Here is a 13,371-nt window from a genome sequence, read left to right as displayed (position 1 = left end):
ACAAAACCGTCCGAAGTACATTCAGACGGTTTTGTTATGTTTCCACTGTGTTAATCAAGCCATTTATATTTCTTACTCGGGTTGCTGTCATTGGTCTGCAATGGAAGGCCAAAAGATTGATCTGGCTTCCCTCCCCCAGCTCCAAGACCAGGACTACCACCGCCATTACCATTTCCACCGTCTGAATTAGAAGAAGGTGATAATACCCCTTTACCAATCGTCACTTTCGTTTCATGAGTCACCATGTTATAGAGCTCTTCAACGTCATCTTGAAGCATGCGAACACAGCCATGTGATTCATCTTTCCCGATGCTGGAAGGCTTATTCGTACCATGAATCGCATAAAGTGTATCCGACAAAGTCATCCCACGGCTGCCAAATTCTCCATTCGATTTGCCATTCGGATTTCGCACCTTTTCACTAATGAAGAACTCCCCCTGCGGCGTTTTCTCGCCTCCTAAGCCAACTGGGTAGCTGCGGATGATGAAATCACCACTAACGAGAGCCAAACGATACTTATCGATATCAATAACAATCCTAAGCGGTTCCAACAGTGGGTCTGCGGAAGCTTTCGGTTGCGAACTAGATGGCGCGGCCTGTTCTTTGAGCTCTTGTTTCGGCTGCTCGGTTTTATCCGCTGTTTGTATCGGATCCTGCGCTTTCCCCGCTTTTGCGCTTTCGTTAACCTTACTTACAGCTTGAGGGAACGCCTCCTGCATCTCAGGAGTGAGTCCTGGCAGGAGATTATTGGGGTAAGGTTTCGTAAGCTGTTCAGGTTTCTCTGGCAGCATTCCGGTCTTTTTTTGATAGGCCTGGATTGCACTTTGTAAGACAATAGCTTGCTCACGCTCATGCATCCAATTCGCTATGACTGGAACAAGCGCGGAGCTATCTGCGACCTCGCAGGAGCAAGTCTGAGACTGGTAATACTTTAGTGCTGCTGAACCCCCGCCTCCCCCTTTGCTCTCAACACCGATCAAAGGTTTCACCGACCTGTTCCACTCGTTCCATTTACCATCTGCACTCCGGGGAGCTTCCATGATGACAGATTCTCCCGCTCCTGATCCTGAAGATTTCAGTACTTGCTGCAGCTTCTTACCCCAATCCCCATTAGAGAAATAGAGCTTTAATCCAGAAGCCCCTTCCTGCATAGGAGGTGCAGGTGCATTCCCTGCAGTTTGAGCTGCAGCAACAGTCTCATTCGGGATGTTCCCCATATCGTTCTTCGCTAAATCCATGGCAGCGGGAACAGCTAGCAGGAGTAGAATGACCATTAATGGCATCCATTTCCCCTTACCGCTGGACTTACTTTTAACAGATGTCACGGTAGTGCCTTTATGTAAGGCTGAAGAAGGTGAAGTAGGTAAAGGACCTTCTATCGTTATTTTCTGGCGTTCGAAAGCCTCATAGATCTCCCCAGACTGCGCGAAACAATAGGCCGCTTTGCCTTCCTTTCCTTGCGCTGCGTATTCTCTGCCTAATAAGTACCAAGCCATTTTATGATCAGGATGTTCTTTCACATATTTTTTGAGATAAAGAGGATCTTCGATCGGATTATGTTGGAAAAATCGTTCCAACTGATCAATGCGATTCTTGTCCTTCAATCTAGAAAACCTCCTATCAACTACTGTATAACTCTCTTTCATTTATCGGCAAAAATGACCTAGAGATGAAGTCATGAAAAAAAAGAGCCTGGACAAGGGTTTCCCCTGCCAGGCTCGTCTTGCGGATTGCTTATTTCACATATGATTTCGTGCGTAAAATGGCTGTTTGGTGAGCGGCATCCCATTGGACATCCAAACCGATTTGCTCAGCGAAGAAACGCACCGGCACATACGTACGGTCTTGTTTCACATACGGAGAAGCATCCGTCACTTGTTTGATATCTGATTGACCCGCTTGTTTACGAACAACGCCCGTTTCACCAATCGTTAGCTCGACCGTAACATCACCTTTGATAAGCTGAACGACTGATTTCCCTGCTAACTCAACATATTTGACTTCATAGCCAAATGCTTCACTAATTGCACGAACTGGAACCATTGTACGTCCAACCTGAATCTCAGGCTCTGCATCGAATGAAATCACTTTATCACCATTTACTACTTTTACTTCGTTGTTGTTTGCTAGATTTCCCGGCAATTGATAAGGGGTTATTTTACGAATTTTGTTATTAGAAGAGTCTGCTACCACAATATTACCTTGAGCGGTTACTAGAACGTCACTCGGATTGTAAAACTCAGCTGCTTGTTCCACGCCGTCCGCTTCACCAGTTTGGACTGTCCCAGCAATCGTTGAAACCTTTCCCTTCAGCAAATAACGAATCACATGATTCAAACTATCTGAGATTAAAACCCCGCCTTCGGAGGTAACAGCAAGCCCTTTAGGGAAGTCAAACTTCGCTTTAAGCGCGTCTCCATCTGCAAAGTCTCCACCTGCATATAACTCATTTTTATCATAGATTGTTTGATTGCTTAAAACAGGTGTCGATCCGGCCACCGTAGTCACTGTCCCTGCTTGGAGGTCGATATAACGTATACGTTGGTTGCCAGTGTCACTTACAAATAAGTTGCCTTTGCTATCTAAAACCAATCCAGCGGGTTCATTGAACTTCGCTGTAGCTAAGCTGCCATCTTGAAATTCACCAGCGAAAGAAGCTTCCCCTGGACGTATTTGAATAGCTCGAGTCGCAGCCGCATTCAAAGTAGAAACACTGCCGTCAACGGCTATTTTACGGATAACATGATTGAGTGAATCCGCGACATACACGGTTCCATCTGCAGCTACCGCAACATCACTTGGGTGATTAAATTTTGCCTCAGCACCTTTTCCATCCTTACTTCCAGGAACACCATTTCCAGCCAACGTGGAAACTTGACCATTCGTATCCACTTTCCGGATTGCGTTATTTGCTGAATCAGCTACATACACATTCCCTTTGGCATCTACTGCTAATCCTGTGGGCTCATTGAAAAAGGATTCTGACGATTTTCCATCAACCAGACCCCCTGTTGGAAAGCCTTGGTTGTTCTTAGTAACGACAAGCTCAGGACCAGCGAAAGTTGTTACTTTCCCTCCTGAAATTTTACGAACGAGATGATTCCTAGTATCAGCGACAAGAATACTGCCATCTGAAAGTTGAACAACGCCGCCTGGAGCACGGAATGCCGCACTTAGCGCTTCCCCATTCTTATCTTCAAAATCGCCGATTCCTGCGAAAGTCGACACGTCCGAGAGGATCTGTCCATTGGTGGATAATAGAGCATCCGCAGACAATCCTGCCGCCCATACGGATGAACCTCCCAAAAAGGTTGCAGCCACTAGGGATGAAACGAATATATGTTTTAAGGGTTTCATTGGTTTCTCCTTATTCTATTTATTAATTGTTAGGACCACTATTTGGAGGTAAAGTGACAGTTGTCTCAGGTTTCACAGGAACTTCTATTTTTTGAACGTCTAAACCATTTTTATGAACAATGACGATTTTTTCGACTTTTATTGGATATGTCGTTGGGGCTGGAGATGCTGCTGTCTCTAGCGAATGGCCATAAAACGGAATTGTAACTAACCTTTTAGTTCCATTTATCGCTTCAACATTATTTGAACCTGAACCAAAATTTGTCACTGCATACACAAGCTCTCTCTGTGAACCGTTAAAATATTCTTTAATATGATCTGCACTATTGCTTTGGCTAAAAATATCCGAATTACTTACCCATGGGTGCACTTCATTAACATAAAGAGAGATATTGGAACCATAGGATAAGTGCACTTCTACACCATAAATTGTGTTGTTGCCGACAAAGTCACTCAGATTTACATTTAAATCGAATAATCCGGTGTTGTTAACAGAGCCAGGTGCAAGACTAATACTTGGTGTTACTACCGGTGTCCCTGGATCAGTATCCCCTGAGTTCCCCGAATTGCCTCCTGATCCCGGTACTGAAGTATTCGTCCCATTCTGTTCTTTCAATTTTGCTTCAGCGTCTGCTTTAGCCTTCTCCTCCGCCACTTTCGTTGCTTCGAGAATCTTTTTCTTTTGATCTTCCAAAGCTTTAAGCGCAGCAGCCAGCTTATTTTTGAGTTCTTCTTGCTTCTTAGCTTCTTCCAGTTGCTTTTTAAGCTTCTCTGCTTCAAGCTTTTGAAGCAGCTCTTTCTTTATTTTTTCTTTTTCTGCATCGACACCTGCCGTTTTATCTAATTCTTTAACATTGTTTAAATCTAATTTCTTTTCTTGTTTATCGATTTTTGCATTTGCTTGTTCAATGAGTTTATTCAAAGACTCTTTATCAACCTTATTTTCCGCGAGAGCCTTCTTGGCAATATTACCAATTAAGTTATCTAAGTTTTGTTTCACTTTATCTAATTCAGCCTGATCCTTCACGGATAAAGAAGTCTTATCATCCACAAGTTTGCCATCTTCGATTTCTTTCTTTTTCTTAGAAATAAACTCATCATTTTCTTTATCTATTTCGGCCTTGTTCAAGATAATCTCTTTAATGATTTCCGGTGATGCATCCTTTATAAAATCATCTAAATCAAGGAAATCTACTTTAAGAGACAGATCATCCGTCTCATCCCTAGAATCCAAAGAAATTTGTTGCGTCGGATATAAGTATGTAATTGAAGATTTTTGACTGGAGTCAACTCCATTTATTACAGTCGATGCGGAGACTTTCCCTGCTCCAACCGCCATCTTAATTGCGCCTGTTTTCGGATCAACGGTAACAAAGAACTGCGTTCCACGAACACCCATAACGGCTGTTGGCGTCTCAATTTCAAATTCATCATCTGATCCAGCTAATGACTTCACCTTGACCCACATGGATCCGGCCCATACTTTAAGCTTGGATTTCTTATTTCCATCTGAGGTATTTAGGTCTGACACGTTAATCTCAGCATTTTCGCCTAATGTTACGTCCGCATCCCCATTACTCAAATTAAGCGTGACGGATGAGCTAGCTCCTGTGTAAACCGTGTCGCCTTGATTTAAACTCATACTTTCATAGGCATCGTACGATTTGGAACCTCCGCCTTTCTTGATCGTTACATCACCGGATAATGTCGCAATGACAGCTACTCGAACGGTTTTTGCGTCCACAGGTTTTACAAGCAGCGCCGAGACCAAACTAAACACTAAACAAAAACTTAAGAATAATGACACAAATAATTTCTTAGTTAATCCCACACCGAATTCCTCCCTAGCATTCATTTATTAGAGATTCCCGATAACTTCATATACCGCCACGGGCTTTTCTTTTCCTTTTACCTTAATTTCACCGATGGATTCTATCTCAAAAAGATCTTTGACCCTCGCATAGGTCTGTTCACTGATTAGAATTTGACCTGGTTTCGCGTTCGCTTCTAATCTAGCTGACAAGTTAACCGTATCTCCGATAGCCGTATAATCGAGCCTTAGATCTTCAGAACCAATGTTTCCAACAACCGCAGGTCCGCTGTTAATACCAAGACCGAATTTCACACCGATTCCATACTTTTCAATCAATCTCTGCTCAAGAACCGTAGCCTGCGACTTCATTTCAATTGCTGCTCGCACAGCCATCTCAGGGTGATTGTCATATTCAATTGGAGCGCCGAACATCGCCATGACACCATCACCAATAAATTTGTCGAGAGTGCCGTTAAATTTGAAAATAGCTTTCGTACATACATCCAGATACTCATTCAATACTTGAATAACTTGCTCGGGCTCTAGTCGTTCCGACATAGGGGTAAACCCGCGAATATCTACGAAAATAAGTGAGATATCTTTACGACTGCCGCCAAGCTTAACATCTTCACCTGACTGCAGCAGCTCGTCTACAACCGTTTTGGAAACGAACCTTCCGAAGATACCGGTTACGCGGTTGCGCTCCTTCCGCTCTTCCAGGTAATGACTCACCAACGACCAAATATAGATCGTAACTAAAGCAAATTGCGGGTATACAAGAGGAGCGAAGGTTGATCCAGCAATGTAGAAGGTTAACCATACGCCACCATAAATCACGAACATTCCTAGAAAAATAAATAGAGCTGTTTTGCCTTTATATCTATGAAATAAGAAAATGGCAAGCAAAGAAATAAGTAAGATACTACCTACGCCAAAAGGCTTACTTGTATCTTTATAAAACTTGCTTTCTAATAAAGTTTGAATCATATTCGCATGTATTTCGATCCCGAACATCTTAACAGAGCTGATCGGCGTTGGATATTCATCCTGCATGGCCGTTACGAACGGTCCTACCAGAACAATGCTGCCTTGCAAAGGTAAGGGGTTTTTACTATTAATAACATCAATGAAAGAAAGTGATTCATAGCCTGTAGTTGCATCTACTTTCTGCCTAGGCAGTGTGAAAAATTCAGTCGTAACTTGATTTCTTTCGTTCGTTGGCATTACAATATTGCCGCGTTTCCATTGCCCAGTTGCTTCATCTCGCTTCACTTTGTCCTTATCATCCAGAACTAGATTGGCAAGCGCAACGCTGAACGCAGGTATGTATGCTCCATTCTCATCAGGCAGCCCAACTGGCAGCTTCCGAGCCTTACCATCCTTATCGACAAACACATTAATATGTGCCATTTGCTGCCTACTGGTTGTTAGTGTTGGAGTGGGGTAGTCGATTTTCTCAGGCACAAGATCGCCTGCTTGTTCTTGCTTGGAGGGATAGTTAATTTGGACGGGCATGATGACATTTTGATACTTGGCCAAAACATCAGCCAATGCTTTATCGTCAGCGGGGTTTTTCGAAGGTTCAGCTAAAACCACGTCTATACCAATTGCTGCTGCGCCTGACTTCTCTAGCTTCTCTATCAATTGCGCATAGGTAGTTCGATCCCACGGAAATTTCCCGATTGCTTTAAGTGATTTCTCATCAATCTTAACAATTTTGATGCGATCCTCTGGCTGACGTTCATCCACAGATTTAGCTTTCCGCAAAACATCTTGGAGGGGACCCTCAACAAAATAAAACAAGCCGCTTGAGTTAACCGTGTAGAAATATGTCGAAAATAACATCAACAAAAGTCCTACCACTAAAGTTTGAATCCATTTCTTCTTACCCATAAGATCCTCCCAATGTTTACTAGCTTCATTGTAAGATGGCACGTAGAAAATGGCAATAAATAGTTATATGTAAATACAATTTGTTCAAAAAAAAGAGCCCAATTCCTCTTCAGGAACCGAGCTCTTTCGACATTCTGCGAATCACTTCACAAAATTAAGTTTTAATCTGATTAGCTAAAAGGTGCATCCGCAACTTTAATGGAATCCGTTGGGCAGCCATCTTGTGCATCCTGTAGATCATCAAACAGATCTTCAGGGATTTCAGTTACCCCTTTGTTGCCATCTCCATCAAAAATCACTTCAGCCAAACCTTCATCATCGTAATCATAGATGTCTGGAGCTGTAGCTCCGCAAGCGCCGCAAGCGATGCAAGTATCTTTATCAACAAATGTATACTTTGCCATGATTTCTAACTCCTCCTCAAATTATCCTCAATGTAAAATATAATATAAATACGGACAAAGTTCAAACCTTAAAATTAATAGCTCTGAAAATATTGTTCAATAAAGTCAGCTAAACCACGGATATTGTTCAAATCGAAGGAAGGAAAAGCTGTTAAATCAAAGTTGAAATTGTCCATATCAGTTGCAATTGCAATCGGCCCAGGCTCAAGAACTTGAATTATTTCACTTTGTTCTATTGTACGAAAAACAGCAATCTTTGGATGCTTTTCCTTCTTGAAGCCTTCGATAAAAACATAGTCTAGATGTGCATAAGCACTTAACTGTTCTTCTAGACTTGGATTTCGCTTCTTTTCGAACGCATGAATCCCATCTGGAGATAGGGTTACAACCGCTTCTGCACCCGACTCCACAAAAGTCGTAGAGTCCGTCCCTGCAGCTTCTTTATAATGTCCATGCGCATCATGTTTCATTACGGCTATCCGATAGCCGCGCTGCTTCATTTCTACGATTAGCTTGGCCACTAACGTTGTTTTCCCACTGTCCGAATAGCCAGCAAAGCCAATACAATATGCCATCTTTCGTCACTTCTCCTCTTCTTTGTGAAGGGGATTGTTCCTCAAATGGTCCATTTGAAGGGATGTCCCTCTCGCTTTATGATTTCTAATCAACGTTGCAGGATTGTCACCCATCATCCCCGCGGTTAGAATCGCATTTTCCCCGAATTTATCACGAAGTCCGTCCATAATGCGGTTTAAATTCTCTCGTTTAGGCTGCTTTTCATAATCGAAAAGATCCAACTGAACGAACGTTTCTTCCTTCATTGTTAGATTTTGCAGAGTAATCCCAAGCAGCCGAACAGGGTTTCCTTCCTCCCATTGATGATCATATAACTGGCACGAGGTTCGATAAATATCGTCCATATGCTCGGTTGGCGTAGGCAAGGTGACGGATCGTGTAATCGTCCTCATCTCCGGATCACGAATCGTGATTTGGATCGTGGATGCCATTAGCTCCTGCTTGCGAAGCCTTCTTGCTACTTGATCCGCCAGATTTAAGAATACTCGATGAATTTCTTTGGTATCGGTAAAATCCTGCGGCAGCGTCGTCGTATGCCCAATTGACTTGCTTTGTTCTTGTTCGGGGTTTACAAGTGAAGGGTCAATCCCATTAGCCGAACGCTTCAAATGTGCTCCTAAGATGCCAAAGTGTTTACTTAACAGCAATTCATCCCCTACTGCTAGCTGACCTAACGTATGGATGCCAAGTCTAGTTAGCTTATCCGCCGTCTTTTTACCAATTCCATATAAATAATTGCACGGTTTATCCCACAATACAGAGGGAACATCTCGTAGACGCAGGACAGATATCCCATTCGGCTTCTTCATATCGGAGCCCATCTTGGCAAGTAGCTTATTGGGGGCAACGCCAATCGAACAGGGCAGCTTAAGTTCATTCATGATCTGTAGCTGAATGTTATTCGCGATCTCAAGTGGGGTTCCAAATTGCTTGGACCCTGTAATATCGACGAAACACTCATCGATTGACATGGATTCCACCATAGGTGAATAACTATAAACAATCTGCATAAACCGTCTTGAAAAACTGCGATACAGCTCGAAATCAGGTCTTATCAGGATCAAATCTGGACACAACTTCATCGCCTGCCTAACTTGCATGCCTGTCTTGATCCCTACAGCGCGCGCAGCATAAGATGAAGTAACAATAATCCCTTTACGAAGCTCAACACTACCGGCAACAGCAAGAGGCTTCCCTTTATATAAATCAGGCTCAACAGCCTCATGAACAGAGCAATAGAATGCATTCATGTCTATATGCAAAATGACTCTACCTTGCTTGGGATAATGATGCTGAGTTGTCACCATTTATATTCCCTCCCATTGATAAACAACCAACTATTAGAGCCATTTTCAGCATACAAAAAATTATTCTTTCAAGCAAACGTATTTTTGCGTTATGATGTCTTTACCCATACTATTATGGTATAATCGTAAATTATACATTAGCGCTTTAAAGCAAGCACAAGCACCCACACATCAAGCACCGAAGTCACTTTGCTAGCTTTTGAAGGAGGAACCTATGCCAACATCAGTCAAAATCTTCGACACAACACTACGAGACGGTACGCAAGGAGAAGGCATCAGCTTATCTGTCGAGGACAAAATTAAAATTGCCCGCAAGCTCGATGAGCTTGGGGTTCATTATATTGAAGGCGGATGGCCGGGCAGCAACAGCAAAGATATTGAATTCTTTGAACGCGCTCGTGACATGAAATTCACAAATGCGAAGATTACTGCTTTCGGAAGTACACGGCGTAAGGATTCCATAGCTGCGGATGATATTAATCTGAACAGACTCGTGGAGTCAGGCGCTCAGGTAGCAACCATCTTCGGTAAGTCATGGGACTTCCATGTCACAACGGCCATTCAAACCACACTTGAAGAAAATCTCTCCATGATCTATGACTCCGTTCTCTATTTAAAAAGTTGCGGTCTTGAAGTCATCTATGATGCCGAGCATTTCTTCGACGGTTACAAGAATAACCCCGAGTACGCCTTGCAAACAATCAAAAAAGCACAGGACGCTGGAGCTGATTGGATAGTGCTTTGTGACACCAACGGCGGCTCATTACCTGGAGAAGTTACATCTATTGTCACTACCGTTAAACAGAATGTCACTACCCCCGTTGGCATTCATGCTCATAATGATTGCGAATTAGGTGTGGCAAACAGCCTTGCTGCTGTACAAGCAGGAGCAGGACAAGTTCAAGGAACCATCAATGGCTATGGAGAACGCTGCGGTAACGCTAATCTTAGCTCCATTATCCCTAACCTTCAGTTGAAGCTTGGCTATTCGGTTATTTCAGAAGAGCAACTGAAATCATTAACGCCTGTTTCGAGATACATTAGCGAAATCGCCAACATGCATATGCCTGTTAATCAGCCTTATGTCGGGAATGCGGCATTTGCGCACAAAGGCGGTATTCACGTTTCAGCCATTCTCAAGGATGCTAGCACGTATGAGCATACGAAGCCTGAACTCGTCGGCAATAAACAACGTGTACTTGTTTCAGAGCTTGCAGGGCAAAGTAATGTGCTCGTGAAAGCTCAAGAACTGAATCTAGACTTTAATAAAGAACATCAGAAAACCAAAGAAGTCATTGAGAAAATTAAAGATCTCGAACATCAAGGCTACCAATTCGAAGGAGCCGATGCCACACTTGAGCTTTTGCTGCGCGAAGCATTCGAAGGCCTAGAAGAGATTTTCACATTAGAATCGTTCAAAATGCTTGTTGAGAAATCCGCCAATCAATCGGTCGTTTCCGAAGCCATCGTAAAAGTGAAGGTTCATGGGGAAACGATCTATACCGCGGCTGAAGGCAACGGCCCTGTAAATGCTCTTGACAATGCCTTACGTAAAGCGCTGATCCAATATTACCCTGATATTAAGAACGTCCATCTCTCCGACTATAAAGTACGTGTCCTTGATATCAAAGGTGCTACTGCCGGTAAGGTTCGCGTTCTAATGGAATCAACTGACTTTAAGACAACATGGAATACGCTAGGTGTATCCAGTAACATCATTGAAGCTAGCTGGTATGCACTCGTAGATAGTTTGCGATATGCACTAATCGGAAGAAAACGCGTAGAGCCTGCGAACAAAGATCAACAAGAGCGCTTAGGCTTAGTAAACCATTAAGGAATAAACCTCTATCGAGATTTTTCTAAAAGGACATTCAAGAAAAGCTGCAAAGAGTACGCCAACCATCGGCGCTCTCTTGCAGCTTTTTTCATTCTTTAATGAGACCCGCAATTTTCTTATCCAAATCTCTAGGAGAGAGTACATGAACGACCTCGCGAATGACCCCATTTTTATCGATTAAAAAACTGGTTGGAATGGCAACCACTCGATAGGTATCCGCATTCGTTCCTTGCTTATCTAATAACACCGGGAATGGGTATTTGTAGGTTTCCACAAACTTTGTAATGTTCTCCATCTTATCACCAGGTGTCACATTGACTGCATAGAGATCAAACTGCCCTTGATATTTGTTGTACACATTCACCAAATCTGGCGCCTCTTCCTCACATGGACCACACCATGAAGCCCAGAAATTAACGAACAAAGGCTTCTCTCGAGGCCCACCAATCGTGTAGTCTTTCCCATCAAGCCCTTTTAACGTAAACGAGGGGGCTAAGAAATTCACTTTTGGCGCTTGCTCAGTAGGCATAAGCGTCTCTTTATTCTGACGCTGGGCGTTTTGATAAATCGCAAAACCAGCTAAGATAACCACCAGGGCTATCACAAACACATTTTTTTTCAAAAGCATATCCACCTCCACTCTGTCTATATTATCTCCAATTCCACGTAAATTCCAACATCTTAGGATAAACAACTCCGTCGTCCCACGGGAACGAGCTGATTTGTCAAGGTTGAAGCGAAGCAAAAGTATAAAACTATACTATTTTCCAACAATGAAAATCCAAAGTATGCTTTCAACTTTAATGGGAAAAGTAAACATAACAAAATGTTCTGAAAGGACTCTCATTATAATGACTACAAAAGCAGCCGAGGGCAAAAAATTTTCTGAAAATATATTTAAAGATAACTCTGAAAACAAATCCGAAAAGTCCAAAAACAAAAAAGGTCACATCTGGGAATACGTCGCCATTGCAACGATCCCTTTAGTTCTCGTTCTAGGTAATTCCATGCTAGTCCCTATCTTGCCTGATATGCAGGAAAAAATGGGTATATCTCGTTTCCAGAGTTCACTCGTCATCACCCTATTTTCCATCACAGCCGGACTCATCATCCCTGTATCAGGTTATTTATCAGACCGTTTCACACGTAAAGCCGTCATCATCCCTTCCTTAATCATTTACGGTTCTGCGGGCGTCCTAGCAGGCTTTGCAGCCGTTTGGAATTCCTATCCTATCCTTATAACAGCACGAGCTATACAAGGCTTAGGAGCAGCAGGGACAGCCCCTATAGCGATGGCGCTTGTAGGAGATTTATATAAGGGCGGGACAGCGAGTAAAGCGCTTGGGCTCATAGAGGCTTCTAATGGAGCTGGTAAAGTCGTAAGCCCGATTTTAGGTTCATTATTAGCTTTAATCGTTTGGTTTGCACCATTTTTTGCATTCCCTATATTCTGTGTGTTAGCACTGCTCGCAGTTATCTTTATGATTAAGGAACCGCCTAAAGAAAAGGAAGCGGAACCTCTTAAGGATTACTTGAAGCAAATTCGAAGCATTTTTCGGGAAAAAGGTCGTTGGCTCATCCCTGCATTTTTCGCTGGCTCCATTTCGCTATTTATTCTGTTTGGTGTCCTCTTTTATTTATCCCAAATATTAGAAGAAGAGCCTTATAGTATCGAAGGTGTGCGTAAGGGACTTATTCTGGCTATTCCTTTGCTTGGCATGGTCATTACCTCTTATACCACCGGTGCTAAAATCAAAGAGAACGTCATATTGATGCGCTGGTTAATGAACATCGGACTCATCATGATGACCGTTTCGCTAGCATTAGCCATCTTCCTAAATACCAATCTCTACATATTCATTGGTTTACTTACATTAAGTGGCATAGGTACTGGTCTGCTGCTACCTTGCTTAAATACACTGATTACCGGTTCTGTAGAGCGTGAACAGCGCGGAATGATAACCTCGTTGTACAATAGTCTCCGTTTCATTGGTGTAGCATGCGGTCCACCACTTTTCGGATGGCTCATGAACATTTCGGACCAAGCCATATTCATTACCGTATCTTCCTTGGCACTTCTTATGCTTGCACTCGTGTTCTTTTTTATTAAACCTAAAGGGGAAATGAATAAAAAAGCATGATATACTAACCTCATTCTAACATGCACATTGATTAGGAGGGGGG

At 42.8% G+C, this 13,371-nt stretch carries 10 protein-coding genes; 2 read left to right on the top strand and 8 right to left on the bottom strand.

Going from position 1 to position 13,371, the window contains the following annotated elements; all coding sequences use genetic code 11:
- Positions 1 to 50: 50 nt before the first annotated feature.
- From GC098_RS01630 to GC098_RS01600, 7 genes are all read right to left on the bottom strand, one after another.
- Entirely contained in the window at positions 51 to 1,604 is a 1,554-nt protein-coding gene (locus GC098_RS01630) for a L,D-transpeptidase family protein (protein WP_171640350.1), read from the bottom strand.
- Between the two features lie 130 nt (positions 1,605 to 1,734).
- Positions 1,735 to 3,357: an NHL domain-containing protein gene (locus GC098_RS01625; RefSeq protein WP_171640348.1), complete on the bottom strand. Its 1,623-nt coding sequence runs from the start codon at positions 3,355 to 3,357 to the stop codon at positions 1,735 to 1,737.
- 22 nt (positions 3,358 to 3,379) lie between these two features.
- Entirely contained in the window at positions 3,380 to 5,188 is a 1,809-nt protein-coding gene (locus GC098_RS01620; RefSeq protein WP_171640346.1) for a FecR family protein, read from the bottom strand.
- A 27-nt stretch (positions 5,189 to 5,215) separates the two neighbouring features.
- A complete protein-coding gene (locus GC098_RS01615; RefSeq protein WP_171640344.1) occupies positions 5,216 to 7,063 on the bottom strand; it encodes a CHASE2 domain-containing protein in 1,848 nt (615 codons plus the stop codon).
- Between the two features lie 170 nt (positions 7,064 to 7,233).
- The gene (locus GC098_RS01610; protein WP_079413773.1) at positions 7,234 to 7,467 is read right to left on the bottom strand and encodes a ferredoxin; all 234 of its coding nucleotides are present in this window, start codon (positions 7,465 to 7,467) and stop codon (positions 7,234 to 7,236) included.
- Between the two features lie 74 nt (positions 7,468 to 7,541).
- Positions 7,542 to 8,042, bottom strand: coding sequence for a molybdopterin-guanine dinucleotide biosynthesis protein B (mobB, locus tag GC098_RS01605; protein ID WP_171640342.1), 501 nt, complete (start codon positions 8,040 to 8,042; stop codon positions 7,542 to 7,544).
- A gap of 6 nt (positions 8,043 to 8,048) precedes the next feature.
- The gene (locus tag GC098_RS01600) at positions 8,049 to 9,350 is read right to left on the bottom strand and encodes a DNA polymerase IV (protein ID WP_171640340.1); all 1,302 of its coding nucleotides are present in this window, start codon (positions 9,348 to 9,350) and stop codon (positions 8,049 to 8,051) included.
- Positions 9,351 to 9,564: 214 nt separating this feature from the next.
- Here GC098_RS01600 and cimA point away from each other — a divergent pair, with 214 nt between their 5' ends.
- Complete coding sequence (gene cimA / locus GC098_RS01595; protein WP_171640338.1) at positions 9,565 to 11,184, top strand: citramalate synthase; 1,620 nt, start codon at positions 9,565 to 9,567, stop codon at positions 11,182 to 11,184.
- Positions 11,185 to 11,275: 91 nt separating this feature from the next.
- On the opposite strand, the gene GC098_RS01590 is transcribed toward cimA, so the two are convergent.
- Complete coding sequence (locus tag GC098_RS01590; RefSeq protein ID WP_246320906.1) at positions 11,276 to 11,809, bottom strand: TlpA family protein disulfide reductase; 534 nt, start codon at positions 11,807 to 11,809, stop codon at positions 11,276 to 11,278.
- A gap of 229 nt (positions 11,810 to 12,038) precedes the next feature.
- Here GC098_RS01590 and GC098_RS01585 point away from each other — a divergent pair, with 229 nt between their 5' ends.
- Entirely contained in the window at positions 12,039 to 13,328 is a 1,290-nt protein-coding gene (locus GC098_RS01585) for an MFS transporter (protein ID WP_171640334.1), read from the top strand.
- Positions 13,329 to 13,371: the final 43 nt, after the last annotated feature.

The sequence above is a fragment of the Paenibacillus phytorum genome (assembly GCF_013141715.1).
Taxonomy (GTDB): domain Bacteria; phylum Bacillota; class Bacilli; order Paenibacillales; family NBRC-103111; genus Paenibacillus_E; species Paenibacillus_E phytorum.
This window is presented reverse-complemented; position numbering and strand designations above follow the sequence as displayed.